The 15,452-nt window shown below is 49.8% G+C and carries 12 protein-coding genes and 1 tRNA gene; 8 read left to right on the top strand and 5 right to left on the bottom strand.

Features of this window, described 5'->3' with window-relative positions:
- The first annotated feature begins 30 nt into the window (after positions 1 to 30).
- Both SH451x_RS20320 and SH451x_RS20315 read left to right on the top strand, forming a co-directional pair.
- The gene (locus SH451x_RS20320) at positions 31 to 936 is read left to right on the top strand and encodes a 3-hydroxyacyl-CoA dehydrogenase NAD-binding domain-containing protein (protein WP_479358930.1); all 906 of its coding nucleotides are present in this window, start codon (positions 31 to 33) and stop codon (positions 934 to 936) included.
- Between the two features lie 21 nt (positions 937 to 957).
- The gene (locus SH451x_RS20315) at positions 958 to 2,343 is read left to right on the top strand and encodes a phosphohexomutase domain-containing protein (protein ID WP_479358929.1); all 1,386 of its coding nucleotides are present in this window, start codon (positions 958 to 960) and stop codon (positions 2,341 to 2,343) included.
- A gap of 4 nt (positions 2,344 to 2,347) precedes the next feature.
- Here the strand turns inward: SH451x_RS20315 and SH451x_RS20310 are convergent, their stop codons facing one another.
- Positions 2,348 to 3,604 carry an MFS transporter gene (locus SH451x_RS20310; protein WP_479358928.1) on the bottom strand — a complete coding sequence of 419 codons (1,257 nt, stop codon included), beginning with the start codon at positions 3,602 to 3,604 and terminating at the stop codon, positions 2,348 to 2,350.
- A 192-nt stretch (positions 3,605 to 3,796) separates the two neighbouring features.
- Here SH451x_RS20310 and SH451x_RS20305 point away from each other — a divergent pair, with 192 nt between their 5' ends.
- The 5 genes from SH451x_RS20305 to SH451x_RS20285 all read left to right on the top strand — a co-directional run bounded on the left by SH451x_RS20305 (position 3,797) and on the right by SH451x_RS20285 (position 8,817).
- On the top strand, positions 3,797 to 4,333 hold the full coding sequence (locus tag SH451x_RS20305; protein WP_479358927.1) for a peroxiredoxin-like family protein: 537 nt from the start codon (positions 3,797 to 3,799) through the stop codon (positions 4,331 to 4,333).
- Between the two features lie 140 nt (positions 4,334 to 4,473).
- A complete protein-coding gene (locus SH451x_RS20300) occupies positions 4,474 to 5,859 on the top strand; it encodes a hypothetical protein (RefSeq protein WP_479358926.1) in 1,386 nt (461 codons plus the stop codon).
- A 311-nt stretch (positions 5,860 to 6,170) separates the two neighbouring features.
- Positions 6,171 to 6,383 (top strand): hypothetical protein, encoded by a 213-nt coding sequence (locus SH451x_RS20295; protein WP_479358925.1) that lies wholly within the window; start codon positions 6,171 to 6,173, stop codon positions 6,381 to 6,383.
- A gap of 400 nt (positions 6,384 to 6,783) precedes the next feature.
- Positions 6,784 to 7,641 carry a hypothetical protein gene (locus tag SH451x_RS20290; protein ID WP_479358924.1) on the top strand — a complete coding sequence of 286 codons (858 nt, stop codon included), beginning with the start codon at positions 6,784 to 6,786 and terminating at the stop codon, positions 7,639 to 7,641.
- A gap of 543 nt (positions 7,642 to 8,184) precedes the next feature.
- Positions 8,185 to 8,817 (top strand): hypothetical protein, encoded by a 633-nt coding sequence (locus tag SH451x_RS20285; protein WP_479358922.1) that lies wholly within the window; start codon positions 8,185 to 8,187, stop codon positions 8,815 to 8,817.
- Here SH451x_RS20285 and SH451x_RS20280 read toward each other — a convergent pair.
- Together SH451x_RS20280 and SH451x_RS20275 are read right to left on the bottom strand one after the other, a co-directional pair.
- Positions 8,814 to 9,554 carry a hypothetical protein gene (locus tag SH451x_RS20280; protein ID WP_479358921.1) on the bottom strand — a complete coding sequence of 247 codons (741 nt, stop codon included), beginning with the start codon at positions 9,552 to 9,554 and terminating at the stop codon, positions 8,814 to 8,816. The two genes, SH451x_RS20285 and SH451x_RS20280, sit on opposite strands and share 4 nt — an antisense overlap.
- A gap of 465 nt (positions 9,555 to 10,019) precedes the next feature.
- Positions 10,020 to 10,108, bottom strand: a tRNA-Ser gene (locus tag SH451x_RS20275).
- A gap of 262 nt (positions 10,109 to 10,370) precedes the next feature.
- Here SH451x_RS20275 and ilvC point away from each other — a divergent pair.
- Entirely contained in the window at positions 10,371 to 11,378 is a 1,008-nt protein-coding gene (gene ilvC / locus SH451x_RS20270; protein WP_479358920.1) for a ketol-acid reductoisomerase, read from the top strand.
- 208 nt (positions 11,379 to 11,586) lie between these two features.
- Here ilvC and SH451x_RS20265 read toward each other — a convergent pair whose 3' ends face one another.
- Both SH451x_RS20265 and SH451x_RS20260 read right to left on the bottom strand, forming a co-directional pair.
- A complete protein-coding gene (locus SH451x_RS20265) occupies positions 11,587 to 14,568 on the bottom strand; it encodes a bifunctional serine/threonine-protein kinase/formylglycine-generating enzyme family protein (RefSeq protein ID WP_479358918.1) in 2,982 nt (993 codons plus the stop codon).
- Positions 14,546 to 15,097, bottom strand: a complete 552-nt coding sequence (locus SH451x_RS20260; RefSeq protein WP_479358916.1) for an ECF-type sigma factor — start codon at positions 15,095 to 15,097, stop codon at positions 14,546 to 14,548. The genes SH451x_RS20265 and SH451x_RS20260 overlap by 23 nt, the downstream gene beginning before the upstream one ends.
- Between the last annotated feature and the right edge of the window lie 355 nt (positions 15,098 to 15,452).

Here is a 15,452-nt window from a genome sequence, read left to right as displayed (position 1 = left end):
GTGCGTTCGATAACGCGATTTGATTCATAAATGATTTCTTCGATTGATCGTGTTCTCGTCGTTGGGGTTGGTTGGACTGGGCGCCAAATTGCAGCTCAGTGTGCCGCATTCGGTGTCGCAACCTGGATGGTTGACGATTGCCCAGAAACCGTACAGGCTGCCATGGCTTGGGCCGCTCAACACGCTCAGGAGCTGGTGGCCAACGATACGTGGAATGAAACTGCCGTCGATGCAGTTCGAGCTAATCTGAGATTTTGCGATCCGGGGGACGTTGCATCGATGCTCTTTGATCTGATCATTGAATGTGTGCCAGAGCAAGCTTCGCTGAAACGCAAAGTCTTAAAAGCATATTCACAAGATTTTAACTCCCCTACGCTGCTCGTGTCCAACAGTTCGTATTTCGTGCCGAGTCAGCTAAGTCGCTATGTGACATCTCCCGACCGTTTTGCGCACCTTCATTTCCATGTTCCCGTGCACGCTGCGACATTGGTGGACATCGTGCCGTGTGCCGAATGTAATCCCGAAGTGCTTAACGCGCTTGAAGTGTTTGCAAAACGCATTGGTCAAACGCCGATCATCCAAACCGTCGAAAATCCCGGATACATCTTCAACTGGCTGCTTCAGTTTGTCTTGTCTGGAGCTTTAGAATTAGTTGACAAGCAGGTCGCGAACCCGCAGCAAGTCGATTTAGCTTGGACGACTGTCACTAAAATGCCGTTAGGACCTTTTGGGATTATCGATCGCATCGGCGTTGACGTCGTATACCAAGTCATGCAAAACGCTCGCTGGAGCTCAAATGATCCAAAGTTAGAGCGGTTAATGGAAATTCTCCAGCCTTTGATTGATAGCGGGCGGCTTGGATGGAAAACGGGAAGCGGGTTCTACGAATACACTACACAACAAAGCGTCGGAACTGAGCGGGACGACGTGTTATAACTCTTGAATTTTGGAAAGCAAATGGCGGAACCAATCATCAGCGTTTCTGGATTACGAGGAGTAATTGGAAGCGAACTTAGTCCAGCAACCGTGGTGCGCTACATAGCAGCGTATTGCACCCAGCTGCCGCCCGGGCCAATAGTGATTTCTCGCGATGGTCGAGAGAGTGGCATGATGTTGAAGCATGCAGCCATCTCAACATTATTGGCGCATGGAAAAACGGTGTTAGATGCCGACGTCGCGGCAACTCCTACGGTGGGCATACTGGTTCGTACCCTTTCCGCAATGGGCGGGATTCAGTTGACTGCGTCGCACAATCCACGTGAATACAACGGTATCAAGCTCTTCAATTCCGATGGGCGAATCATCAATCACGAGGCGGGCAACGCCGTTCGGGAAGCGTATCTTAAATCGTCTGCGGATTGGAAGCCAATCGATGCGATCGGGCAACTATGCATGATTGACGCTCCACATGAAGGGCATCTTCAAAAGATTCTGAAGGTCGTCAATCCGTATGCTATTCAAAGTTGCAAGTTCCGAGTTCTGTTAGACAGTAATCACGGAAGCGGTGCTGCGTTAGGACGATTGCTGCTTGAACGGCTCGGATGCGAAGTTACGGTATTAGGAGAAGAGGCAGATGGTAAGTTCGAGCATCCGCCGGAGCCGATCGAATTGAACCTTGCTTCGGTCGCAGAACTGGTGCGAGAAGGACAGTTTGATTTAGGTTTCTGTCAAGATCCTGACGCAGATCGATTGGCCATCATCGACGCCAATGGAGTATATATTGGCGAGGAATATTCATCTGTTTTGTGCATGTTGAATGCATTGGAGCAGCGAGCAAAATATCTCGAAGAACATCCGGACTCTAAAAAGACCCCAAGTTCGCTGGTCATCAATTGCGCAAGTTCCTCAATGAGCCAGAAATTGGCGGAACGGTTCGGAGTTTCATTGTTTCGAACAAAAGTGGGCGAAGCCAACGTTGTCGACGGCATGATTGAACATAAGGCGCTGTTTGGAGGCGAGGGAAGCGGTGGGCCGATTGACCCGCGAATTGGTTGGGTTCGCGATAGTTTCGTTGGGATGGCTTCTGTGCTGGATCTAATGGCGCGACGGAAGCAAAGCATTGACAAAATCGTGGAGGAACTTCCCCGTTTTTCCATGATTAAGGACAAGATTGCTCTTCAGAATCTGAACGTGCTGCAAGCGACCGACGCCATTGCCAAACAGATGGACGCTGATTCTGTCTCGACGCTCGATGGACTGCGACTAGATTGGCCAAATGCTTGGCTGTTGGTTCGCGGCAGCAATACTGAACCGATTGTAAGGTTCATATGTGAAGCTGAAGACGAGCCTACCGCTAAAGCCCTAGTCGCTCGTGCTAAAGCGATTGTAAGCACACTTGGTTAGTTTGCTAAGCTGGCTGCGATTGAAGCTTAGGGATGGATGCATGCGCTTTCAAAAAGTAAGACAGCACGATAGCCAAAACACTGAAAAATGCTGCAAGTAAACCAACAATCCAATAATTCGTAAGCGGTCCGCCTGGCGATTTCTCGCCGATGATTGTGCCCGCAATTAACGGCGCAACGCCGATCGCAAAATGTGACATTGCTGTGTTAAGACTTGAGAAAGCACCGCGTGCCTTCGGATCGGCCGTCTGCATCATCATGGCTTGAGCTGGCACCATGCGGCTCGAGGCGACAGACATGAATAAACTGGTTACGACAATTGCTAATACGAGCGAGACTGGTGGTAAGTTAGTGATAACCAAGGTCATCAGAACAGCACCTCCAGCAGCGCATGTAAAAACTGGCCGCGGACCAAATCTGTCGCTCAACCACCCCACAATGTTCATGACCAACAACGAAAGCAGTCCGGCGATAAGGTAGATTTTTGGCAAATGTTCCCGTGGCAATCCGCAGTTGGCTTCAAGGTACGGCGCGATGAATGGCACAATCATAAATGTCCCGAACACCATGGCCAGCATGAAGCCGAAGCTCCAGAGGTGATTCGCCTGCCTTATGACACTCGCAAACATAACCAGAGGCTTGACCCGTTGATCCAGTGCGTGGCCGGGCAATGACGGCAGTTGAAAAGCTGCAAATAACCAAACAAAAAATGCGACGGCGGCAATCGCTTGGAAAGGAGCTCCAAAGTGCCCTGCCCAGTTCGCGATGTAAAGGCCGATGGGGAGCCCGATCGTAGAAGCGATCGCAAAGGAGGAGGTGATGACACCGAGCGCTTTACCGCGACGCTGTTCCGGAATCAAATCCATCACAAATGCCATCACGGTCGATGCTACGACGCCACCAAAGCCGCCTGCAAGACCGCGCGCAATTAGCAGGTGCACGTAATTCGGTGACAGAGCACAATAGATTGTTGCAGCAAAGAATCCGGCGAATGAAAGCAACATCGTGAATCGTCGGTCAAAACGATCGGTGACCATCGACGCGCCGATGCCAGCAATCGTAGCCATGATGCCGTAAATGGAAACGACATGTCCATATTGCGATGGTGTAATTGCAAGTTCATCGCGAAGCCGATCGCCGAGCGGCATAACGATTACAAAATCCAAGAGATGAGTAAAGTTGATTAAGGTAAGCAGCAATACAAGCCGCCATTCGGTGCTTGTAAGTGGTTCGTTCTTGCGTTCAGTCGCCGTAGATTTCATTCAGGTTCTTGCTGAGGATTAATGAGCGAGCGTCAATTGCTAGAATGTCGGATGTTATGCAGGGTCTTTGCCGTTACATTGGCATGATATCATCGAGGCGAACTGATTTTGTTCGCTGATTGTTCGTTGGCCGCTTTCGTCCAGCAAGCTTAGCAAGTATTTCCACACGCTTAAGGGGGCAGTGACAGCGACATGCATTACCAAGTAGGGCAACACATTGAAAGTTTTTCGCTGCAAACAATTACCGATGCCACAATTACTATTCCAGATCCACGTCGCTTGACGCACCTTCAGTTTCGAAGGTTTGCTGGGTGTCCGATCTGCAATATTCATTTGCGGGCGTTCTATCAAAGAGCAGACGAAATCAGAGCGGCGAATGTTCACGAAGTTGTCGTTTTTCATTCATCGAAGGAAGAAATGCTTCGCTTTCACACCGAAACTTCGCTGTCGCTGATCGGTGATGCAGACAAAAAACTGTATCGCAAGTTTAGCGTGGGAACCTCTCTGCGCTCAGTCTTGGACCCTGCAATTTGGTTGACGGCTATCCGCGGATTGATTTACAAAGGAGTGCGTTTTCCAAAGGAAAAACAAAATCCGCTTGGTTTGCCGGCAGACTTCTTAATAGACCAGCACGGAAAGATTTTGGCCTGCAAGTACGGCGTCAATGCCACGGACAAATGGAGCGTCGACGAAGTGCTTGGGTATGCGAACGTAGCGACAGCACAATAAAATGAGTAAGCTTGTTCGACAAAGAATCGAAAAGTTTTCGTGGCATTCGCCGGGAGCGATTTGACTTGTTTCGGAACCGTAGGACAAAACTAGCCGCTATCGTACTAGTCATTTGCGTTGCTTTCGCTGCAGCGCTTATCATGCTGCCGACAGCACTGGGGACGCGTTGGATATCAGACCCAATTATTGAAAGACTAAGGGCAGATGACTTTCATTTAAAGATCGATTCGATTCGACTACGATGGCTTTCGCCGTTGCGTTTCCAGGGCATCGAAATGAGTCACGAAGACGGCGAGAAGCTCTTGAGTATCGCAGAGATTAGAACGGACCGCGGACTACTCTCGTATCTAATCAGTGGTAAACGACTTGGCCAAGTTGACATTATCGATCCGGTCGTCGATATCGAACTGATCTCAGATACGACGAACTTGGCAAAATTCATCGAAGCACTTGAAGGACGTCAAACTGTCGATCCTGCGGAAAAACGAGAGCGTCCGCAGATCAATGTAGACATTCACATTCACGGCTTAACAGCCAGCGTGCAACGAGCATCGGACGATCAGCCACTAGTGGTGATTCCGCCATTCGATCTGAACCTTAGTTACCTCGCGATCAAGGACAGTCAAAATCCCACGGCGCGGATTCAAGTGACGGCGACAGAGATATTAGACCGAGTTCAGCTTACGCCTGAGTTAATGCGACTAGGTTTAGGATACGCTGTACCGCTTCTGGCCGAATCGGCATGGTTCGATGGTGAGGTATCGTTGCAGACTACGGAGTTAGAAATTTTGCTGGATGATCCACAAGATTCGACAGGTTCGGCAGCGTTGACGATGCATCATGTTCGCAGCGGTCCAACAAACGCTCAAATTGTTCGCTTGTTGGATTTTGTGGCCAAGATTCGTGGAAGAGAATCTGCAAAAGAGCTTGTCTTCGTAGATGGTTCTACTGTTACTGTCACTGTTAAATCGCGCAAAGTGTATCACGAAGGCTTGGAGTTTGGTTTGCCGCAGTGGGATAAACGGATCCAGATGAAAACGTCAGGCTCAGTCGGGTTGGCTGACCGGTCGCTCGATTTGAAGGTCGGTATCCCGGTGCCTATTGAGCAGTTGGCCATGCGTGAAAGCGTTCAGGAAATGGGCGTACCTCTTATGTCGCTTCCGATTCGAGGAACGTTAGATGCACCCCAGATAGAATGGAATGAGCTGCGCACCGGTACGTCGGGACTTCTAGCTCAGGTGCAAGATCGTATTGAGGAAGAGGCGCCTGTTACGGCTGCCATCATTGGAGGCTTACAGGGTTTGGCAAGCGGCGAGGCTGATGAAGCAATTGGAGCGGCCGTCGCTATCACGAGGGACTTGATTGACCGTCGCAAAAAAGCTTCGCAAGCGGAAAAACCTCCATTAAATTCTGACGAAAGTGCAGTCGATTCCGAGATCATGGAAGAACCTGCACGACCGGTGCGTGACGCCTTCCGAAACTTGTTGCGTCGCCGGGGAAGTTCCAACTCTCCAGATTCCCAGTAGTTGAGTGGATCCGTGGCGAGTCCGACAAAAACCCACTAGTTTTCTGCAAGCTTTGATTCCCAACATCGTGCGGACTTCTTCCCGACTTGTCGTTACAGTCTCAATTGGTCATTGGGCATTTCGTAAGATGTCGATCACAGATTTGGCGACAATAGCCTGCTTGACCGGGGATGCTGTTTCCACTGTCGAAGACGGTGAGCGCGTGCCGAGCACTGAACAACTCCTTGCGATCGCAGCTGCATTGGACAAGCGATTGAGCTTGGAATAGAATCAAACCTAACCAAAGACTTGGCAAAGCCGAAAAGGTTAAAATGAATCAAAACGAAGCTGCCGTTGAGGCAGAGCAGATTGCAAAAATGGCCCGTGGGCAAGAGACAGTTCGCATTGATGGACTTACCGATGACGTTACGATAAAAAAGTATTTCGGCGATCGATTTGTGAAGTATGACCACACGTTTGGAGAGCACCGGTTCGTCGGGGTGGTGGTGCCGAAATCGCTGGCCAATCTTTACTCTGCAAGATGAGTTAGCTTGTTGCCGGTACTCCACGGTATTACAATCGAGCAAGTTTTTTCGTTTCGATACGCTCCGTCTTTCTGAATTTATCCGGCAAAAGGTGATTGATGTGCAAGGCAAATACTTGCTCTCGGACGCATCTCGTGCTTTATGCATGATTTACGCTCTGGCATCGCATTTTGGGGATATATCGAGGTTGACGTAGCAGGCACTTTGTTGGGTGCTTCCGAGCCAGCAAACACCTCGAAGACTTGATAATTGATGGAGTTTCAAATTGGCTGTTTCAAAAAGCCTCGCCCGAAAACATAGGAAGCCACCAGGCTATTTTGCATCAAGGCCGTATTACAAAGCTGTAACTAGATTTCGAACGGAGAAAGGTGCAAACGATTGTAGATTACGAACAATAGAAGTGGCAGTTAGACTTGCCCAGGACCAAGCAAGCAAGTCGTCACAGTCATTTAATGACTTTGTAGCCAGCCAAGCGTTTGCTATGAAGTTTCCTACGAGCATTCCCCCTCATGCCGACGTTGTATTAGCTCTAAACCAAATTTATATCGTCCAGACTTACACGATGGTGGACACATTTTTAAAGCAACTCGCACGCGAGTATCGTAAGTATCGCGGAGTTTCGGCCGATAAGTGGCAGAAAAAACGAAATGCAACTGAATCAGCACCTGCAGATTCACTGACCCAACTGGCGATGAATCTTCCAGTGGGAAATAACCTAACTCGCTACCCAGAATTTCAATTACTCCAGTTTTACCGGGAAATGAGGCATCTCATCATCCATTCTCCTTATAGTGAGGCCGGTAGGAGGGAAATCTTGGAGCCCCGTAGATTTGGAGTTGACATCGAGTATTTCAATAGTACATATCAACTAAACGCGCCAAACAATTCCCAGTCTCTTTCCTTTGACGATTATAGATTGTACGCGAGGGCAATTCAATGTTTCAGCGAAGTTCTAAATGATGCTTGTGACCTTCGTCCGGTTGATGTGGCGAACAGTGTGTTACATGACGAACTAGAGTTGGTCGCGTCCATCTTGTTCGTTCGACATCGAGAACAAAAAGCGATTGCGAAATTAAAGGCCTTTTTCATTCAAAACTACGGAAACAACGGCGATGAATATGCTACAGAATTCGCAGTTCGTGCTTTGCAATTGATTAGAAAGGTACCCAATAGGAAGGTCCGCGAAACGTCAACCCAACACCGAAGGTTTGATACGTGGTACCATGCAAATGTGAAAGAATTGTTCAAGGATCCTTGATACGTTTGTCAAGGAACGGGATTGGGTAAGCGCGGGACACCAATAAACGGGTCATTCGTCTATACCTCTAACACCAAGCATCTGAGCTTGCTTAGGTCCTTATCGGTCCAATCACCTCCCAAGCGTTTGGTTGGATCGTTCTTCACTTCCAAAATTCTCGACGCTTGATCTCAAGCTTTTCTCGGTCTTTGTTACCCCCCTAGCCAGCCCCGGTTGATTCTCTTGCGACGCTGAAGCTTTGGGTGCCAACCTAGCCAACGTAAGCCAACGATAAAGAACGCCTGGATTATTTGCGAAATGTGACGATCGCCATTGCGCGGTTAGCTCGACACAACGCTCGGGTGTGAACCCTAGCGCTTTGGCGCCTGCGATCGCCCGCTCCCATTCAATAATTCCAGATTCCTTCAAAGCAACAACAACAACTTGCCACGGATCGGAGGGAGTTCTCAGAATGTATCGTGATATTTGACTGCGAGTTTGCCGATACCTATGATCACGGAAGTGGTTCAACTAAGTTTGGGTGTTTGCTGAGGAGATTCACACGTGCAAGATGACAAAAGAGAGTGGGGTAAAGAAATACTTCAGACGACTGGTGATATTGTCGAGCTTGGTACCGACATTGGCGTTCCTGGGATAGGATTGCTGTCTCGTTTTGCGCAACATTTCTACAACAGGCATCTTCAGAAACGCTTCGATAGATTTGTCTCTGAATCGGAGCTTGACGAGGATCTGTTAGAAAAAATCCGCACAAATGAAACCTATTCGAACTGCCTCTATGGAATTTTGGAGTCTGTTCGACAGACTCAATCAAAAATTGGTCTTACCGCACTAGCGCTAATTTACAAGGATCGTTGGAACGATGCCTCATATTTGATCGCTGCCTCTCAAGCATTTTCGCAAATTAGCGACGACACGATAAATGCCTTTATTGAACTATATGAATCTATTCCGGCCGATACAGCTCGTCTGGAGCTCGGGGTTCAGAATGGCGACAGTTATGACTTCCATCAACATTACAACCACGCTGTGGAGTTAATCCGTCGAAACTTTTTTGTCATGAGCGTTGGGATGGCTCCATATAGCAATGCACCCATCCAGGGAATGAAATGGGACCACACAGAATCATACTATCGCTATTGCATGGACGCAAAAAAGCAGTGCCTAACTGGGAACTAGGAATCGCTCTCGCGATCAGGGCTTCCAAGATTCACACCGATGCGTTTGAGTTTGGTTAGGTCCTCTTCTGTCCATTCTCCTCCAAGTCGTTTTTCGGGATTGGATTGCACGGCGAGAAACTCGCGACGCTTTTCCGCAAGATGCTGTTGTCGGTTTTGGACGCGTCTAGCGGTTTCGTGCTGCGATTGTTGATTCCGCGCCGACTTGGGCGCCGATCGAGCCATTGTAAGCCAGCGATAGAGCACACCTGGGTTATGAGCCAGTTCTGACTTTCGCCACTGTTCCAGCAGTTCCGAGCATCTCTCGGGTGAGTAGCCAAGCATTTTAGCGCCTGCGATCGCAGCATCCACTTTGGCAATGTGAGATTCCTCCAAAGCAACAACAACAACTTGCCATGGATCGGCGGGAGCGGGGCTGTGCGCGCTACGGTTCACTGTTGTTGTTGTTTCTTCTAGGGAACTAGTTAGGGATAAAGTCAGGGTTGTTGGCTGTGACTGTGTTGCACCCCCCTGCAACTGGTTTGCAGGGGGGGGTGACTGAGTCACAGGGGGGTGTGAACCAGTCGCACCCCCGCCTAGCTGCATCGCGTCGTTCGCAAGTGCAGCTGATTCGCTATTGATCCGACGGACGACTGGCCAGACAATCCGATACAGGTTCGCGTCCTGTGCACCTGACGCGTAACGCTGCTCGATCGCCTCTACCAAGTCCGAACTCGTGGACCGCTCGATGGACGACATACCTGGCCGTGTTCGCGTCGCAATCCAGCACGCGAGCCAAGTCGCCGTATGAAATCTTGATCACAACGCTACCGCCATCGGCGGATTACAAAAATGCTGCGATGGTTCACGTTCATAAAAAAGTGGATGATGCGTGGAAGCTCGATATTGTGATTAGCACTCGCGAAGCGCTATTGTGATATTTCTTGGCGCGAGTTACTCGAACCGACTACTGATGCAGTAAATGAAGAACGATTTAATATCCTTCCAATGTTCGCTTTTTTTCTGCGGCCAAGCAGCTCATGCGAATTGCATGGCATAAAATCGGCGAAGACTCTTCGTTTTTTCTCGCTTGTCCCCTGCGGGGACAGTACGGATTTCGAACACACTTGATTTCTTGTTCAGCAGTAAATCTAGACTGTGCCGAACTGGCGTGCGAAAAGTTGACGCGACGTCCGCTGGTCTGCGGACTTTAAGAGCGTCGAGCGGAGAGGACAGGATTCGAACCTGCGGATCAGTGTTACCCGATCGCTTCATTAGCAATGAAGTGCTTTCGACCACTCAGCCACCTCTCCAATGATCTCCAGAATAGCCTTTAACGGCGTTTCCAGAGCGTGCGTATTGTTCTCCAATTTGCGAAAGCTTGCAAGGGCGATCTCCACAGGAATTTTCGATTCGTATTTCCACTGCTTTGAGACTTTCTTTTGCCCAGATTGCAGGAAAATCGCGTGGCAGTTGGCAAGATGCCATTCCGCGACTATCATTTGCACCTTTTCCGAGTCACCACGCCGCGAGCGCCGCTTGCTAAGCGTAATCTTGTTTGGTTGAGAAACTTGAATGTCCGCAAAAATTTACTACGACGATGATGCCGATTTGAATGTCCTTAAAGGCAAAACGGTTGCCATTTTGGGATACGGTTCGCAGGGCCACGCACAGGCTCAGAACCTGCGCGATAGCGGCGTCAGTGTGGTGATAGGACAACGAAAAGGCAGTAAAAACTACGATCTCGCCGTCAGCCACGGTTTTGAGCCGATGTCGATCGAAGACGCCACCAAGAAGGCTGATATCGTAAATATCCTGTTGCCCGACGAAGTTCAAGGCGACGCCTACCGCAACTCGATCAAGCCTAACTTGAGCCCAGGCAATGTCCTGATGTGCTCGCACGGATTCAACATGCACTTTGGTCAAGTTGAGCCGCCTGAAGGCGTTGAAGCCATGCTGGTCGCTCCTAAAGGCCCGGGCCATTTGGTCCGCAGCGAATATGTCAAAGGCGGTGGCGTCCCTTGCTTGATCGCTCTTTGGCCAGGTGCCGGCGAAAAGACGCGCTCCTTCGGCTTGGCATACGCGAAAGGTGTCGGTGGCACACGTGGTGGTGTGATCGAAACGTCTTTTGCTGAAGAAACCGAGACCGACTTGTTCGGCGAGCAAGTGGTTCTGTGCGGCGGGGTCAGCGAGCTGGTCCGTGCTGGTTTCGATACCTTGGTCGAAGCAGGCTATCAACCGGAGATGGCTTATTTCGAATGCATGCACGAATTGAAGCTGATCGTTGACTTGTTCTACGAAGGCGGATTGAACTACATGCGATACAGCGTTTCCAATACGGCTGAATTTGGCGACTATACGCGCGGACCGCGCATCATCACCGAAGAAACCCGCAAGGAAATGAAGAAGATCTTGACCGAGATCCAGAACGGAACATTCGCTAAAGAATGGATTCTTGAAAATCGCGCCGGAGCTCCTGCGTTCAAAGCGACTCGTCGGCTTCAACGCGAACACTTGATCGAGAAAGTTGGTCGCAAGTTGCGATCCTTGATGAAGTGGATCAACGCAAAAGAGCCTCAATAAAACAGGCCTCCTAACTTTTGAACTGAAGTTGACGGCGTCATTCCTTGAGTGACGCCGTTTTTTTGCGCCGCAAAGTTGGCCGATAAGCAAATTGCGCTAAGTCGGCTTATGAGCAAACTTCGGTTAAACAGCCAGTGGCCTTATGTCTTGAATCTTGCTCGCGCAAAAACGCGTTCTAGAATGAACTCGAAACAGAAGATCGAACTCGTCATTCTGCAGGCAACGCTACTCGAAAACCTAAATTGCTGTAGCGGCTGTCGGGCGTGGCAAAACCGCGAGCACCTGAGCCGGGTTCGCCAGACATCGTCGATACCCCGCCTCCTCGGTAAACACGTCCAGGGCTAGTGGGATCTGGGCCGTCCGGTCCCACTGGGTCTACCAGATTGTCTGGCCCCATTTTTCGCCACCAATCTTCGCACCATTCCCACACGTTTCCGTTCATACCGACCAGACCATAAGGGTTCGGAAGCAATTCTGCGACGGGTGTAGATGATGATTTGCGGGCATTCGAGAATGCGCCGTAGAACGGCAGCAACTTACTATCATCGCCAAAAAAATAGTCGGTCGTGGTTCCCGCCCGACATGCATGTTCCCATTGCGCATCCGTTGGCAAACGGTAGCCGTTGGCTGACACGTCGATAGAAATTGCTTCGTCCGTTTCGGGATTATCGTCGTCTAATCGGCTATCAAAGCGATAACGCGGTTGCAGGCCTTCCAACCGGCTCAACCAATTGCAGAACAAGGCTGCATCGCGCCAAGAAACTTTTTGCATCGGATGCGCTTGCGTTGGACTTACGATTGGGTCTGGAGAAATCGTGTCTGCCGCATGAGGTAACGGCTCACGAGTTCTGTCAATCGAAGCCAGAAACAAACCGAACTGTTCGACAGTCACTTCAGTCGTTGCCATGAAGAACGGTTTCGTAATTTCAACTCGATGCGGAGCGTTGTCGTCGTTGAGTACAAACGGATCAAGACGCCCAACACGAGTCATGCCCGGAGGTATCATCACCAGAGCGATACCACCAGTGGTCATCTTGATGCGTTGTGCATGATTTGTTTTATCAATTCTCGCGGCCGGGATCTTGTTCCAATTTCGCAATGCGAGTCTGGCGGCGGAATATGTTGCGCCATCTTCAGTTGTCGACTGCAAAATGTTCAGGCGTTGACCAAGAGCATCAAGGTCATCTTCGGCGAACTCGCGTGCATCGATAAGGCTTAGACCGCTGCAAATGGCGGAACAAACGTCGTGCGATTGCTCTTGTTCAATCAGCTTGAGAAGAATCGAAGTCGACGGGTGAAAGTTCGGAAGACTATGGACTATTGCAGTACGCTCCGATGGATTGGGCGCAGGCTTGCACAGATCATTGATAAGCGAAAAATCAATTAATCCGGCTGCCACGATCGCTAGCCTCGCTTTCATAGCCGGATCAACCGTTGAATCGGCAGTTCGACGAATTTCCGCGATCGAATCTGTCGGCGAGTTCGACAAAGCTTCAATCAAGTTTTGGCACTGAGCCGGCGATGCTACGCCCTGTAAGATTGCCTTAACAAGTAATTCGCAGTGAGGTTGGCCGGTAATCGCAAGCAAAACGGCGGCGTTTATCTGAGTCTGTGACAACCTATTCTGCTCGGCAACTACCATCTGATGCAAGAATTCTACTTCCTGCTGTCCGAAAAACTCTCGCGAGCTGAGTAGCATTGAGAGCCCAGCTGCATCACCCGATACCGATTGTTCAAGTCTCGCCAGCGTCGCAACCTGTGTCTGTCGCAGAATTTCAGAATTTTGGCGTTTTAATTGCCAAGTTGCAATCAGCGAACCACATAAGACAATCGTGAAGAGCGTTGTTGTCACGATAGCAAGGATGGCGACGATGGGGTTCCGTTGCCCCCAACGGCTGAGCCGGTGAAGCGGACCGACTGGTCTGGCTAGTACAGGTTGCCCAGCCAAGTATCGCTCGAGATCATCGGACATTTCGCCCGCATTTCGGTAGCGGCTTTCCGGTTGACGCGATAGTGCTTTAATGCAGATACTCTCTAAATCTTTGGGGATTGCCGCGTCGAACTGTCGTGGAGCGGTTGGATCGGAGAGTTGCATATTGCGAATGATCTGAATCGAAGAGCCTTGATACGGTGGGCTCCCAACCAGGCAATGGTACAGAGTTGCGCCGAGCGACCAGACGTCGCTCTCGAAGGTTGAAGGCTGATTTTCGAGCAACCGTTGCGGGTCTGAATAGGCCGGTGTCCCTTCGAAACGTTTTTCATCACCCGTTTCTTGTTGCGCAGAGCGAGCTAATCCGAAATCGGTGACTTTGGCTCGAAATGCCTTCGCTTGTGCGGGCGTTGCGTCGACGTATATCGGGTCAAGCAAGATGTTTGCCGGCTTGATATCGCCGTGGACTAATCCTAACTGGTGCGCTGCTTGAACGCCCATTGCCACTTGATTGACAAATCTAGCTGCGTCGCGGTAAGGCAAGGAACCAAATTCTTGCAACCACTTACGCAGCGAAAGTCCCTTGATCCACTCCATCACCAAATAGCGGAGCGACGAGTCGCGGGGGGCGACTTCGTATACGCGAACTACATAGTCGCTTTGGATGATGGCAGCGATTGATTCGCGTTTGAGGCAGGCTTCGTTGAATTCCGAGTCTTTTCTCCGGTGTAATATTTTGACAGCGACATTACGTTCAAGGCGTTGGTCATGAACATGGAAAACAACTCCAGCCCCCCCCTGCCCTGCAAGATCCAGAATCTCAAATTCAGGTCGCAACTGTTGAAGCAAACGCTCAAGATCCCTGAGCTTCTTGTCCTGACTATGTGTCCTTTTCAGCGATGGGACTAGCTCGGACTGCGTCGATGCGGATAGCGTTGATCCGTTAAAGGAACAGTGACTCAGAACAGAAAGTCCAGCGCCAGTATGCTTGCTCAGCGATAGAGACTGTAGTTCTTCGAGTTGCAAGCGATCGAGTAATTGTTCAAATACTTCTTCGTTTAAGTCACTTCTATCTTCGAGGAACGATCCTGCGCTATCAGATGCTTGGATCAACGACCAGACTTCTTGTAACAGTGAAGCGTCGTTCCCCGCAAGCTCCTTCGCTTTGGCGTAGCGATGGTCGCTGATCGATTCAGCGATCGCTGCGTGAAAAATTTCTTCGATGATTTCCCAGCGCTCAGCCGTTGGTGCGTGGTTCATCCGCTAGCTCTCGATACAGCCATGCTTTGGCCAAAACCCAGTCGCGTTTTACAGTTGGACGTGAGATCTGCAACATATTTGCTACTTCTTCCACCGAAAAGCCGCCGATATACCTCAGTTCCACTATGTCGGCTTTTCGCGGGTCTATTTCGGCAAGCTTGCTAAGTGCATGATCCAAGTCGATCAAGTCGGTAATATGTATCTCGTTTTCTTGACTTGGAACCGACTCCGCAGGTATCAGCTTATACGCTTTAGTGGGAGTTCGCTTGGCAGCGTTTCGTGCGCGAGCGTGATCGACCAGAATCCGTCGCATTACGCTCACTGCAGCGCGCATTATATGTCGATCGCTGTCCCATTGGATCTCCTGAAGTTGGCTGAGCCGTAAATAAACTTCATGCACTAATTCCGTTGTCTGAAGCGAAACTCCGGGTTTCTCTCCATTGAGGGCGCGTGAGGCAAATTCGCGAAGCTGGTCGTATACGACTGGCAACAATTCATCTAGGCGTAATCGCGGGCCATTGAGGCTCATAAAAAATGAGTTGTTTCGATATTCGGAAGAGTAAAATGAGACGAAGACCCAAAAGTTTATTCCTAGCTTATCACCAGTTCAAACAATAAACGGGTGATCAAAAAATTTTCTTGCAAAGCCATCGGTTGCCTGAGCCGTTTAGGTATCTCGCAATCATCGACGAAAAAGATTCTGAAATTTGTCTGTGTCGGTCCGTATTTATGATCTCCTCGGCAGGTCAAATCCGCCTTTAAGGTTTAGGATCGAAGATCTTCCGTACGGATACGTGTGTTCTTGCCGTTAGAGGCGAATCTATAAAAGAGTACTTGTTATGGGCATGCTTAAGCGTATTCGGTTGCTGAATTTGTGTTCGTAC

The organism is Njordella aestuarii, from assembly GCF_056494165.1.
This window is presented reverse-complemented; position numbering and strand designations above follow the sequence as displayed.

Coding starts and splice junctions, on each gene's coding strand:
- SH451x_RS20320 (WP_479358930.1), top strand. CDS start 31: ATGATTTCTTCGATTGATCGTGTTCTCGTCGTTGGGGTTGGTTGGACT.
- SH451x_RS20315 (WP_479358929.1), top strand. CDS start 958: ATGGCGGAACCAATCATCAGCGTTTCTGGATTACGAGGAGTAATTGGA.
- SH451x_RS20310 (WP_479358928.1), bottom strand. CDS start 3,604: ATGAAATCTACGGCGACTGAACGCAAGAACGAACCACTTACAAGCACC.
- SH451x_RS20305 (WP_479358927.1), top strand. CDS start 3,797: ATGCATTACCAAGTAGGGCAACACATTGAAAGTTTTTCGCTGCAAACA.
- SH451x_RS20300 (WP_479358926.1), top strand. CDS start 4,474: ATGCTGCCGACAGCACTGGGGACGCGTTGGATATCAGACCCAATTATT.
- SH451x_RS20295 (WP_479358925.1), top strand. CDS start 6,171: ATGAATCAAAACGAAGCTGCCGTTGAGGCAGAGCAGATTGCAAAAATG.
- SH451x_RS20280 (WP_479358921.1), bottom strand. CDS start 9,554: ATGTCGTCCATCGAGCGGTCCACGAGTTCGGACTTGGTAGAGGCGATC.
- ilvC (WP_479358920.1), top strand. CDS start 10,371: ATGTCCGCAAAAATTTACTACGACGATGATGCCGATTTGAATGTCCTT.
- SH451x_RS20265 (WP_479358918.1), bottom strand. CDS start 14,568: ATGAACCACGCACCAACGGCTGAGCGCTGGGAAATCATCGAAGAAATT.
- SH451x_RS20260 (WP_479358916.1), bottom strand. CDS start 15,097: ATGAGCCTCAATGGCCCGCGATTACGCCTAGATGAATTGTTGCCAGTC.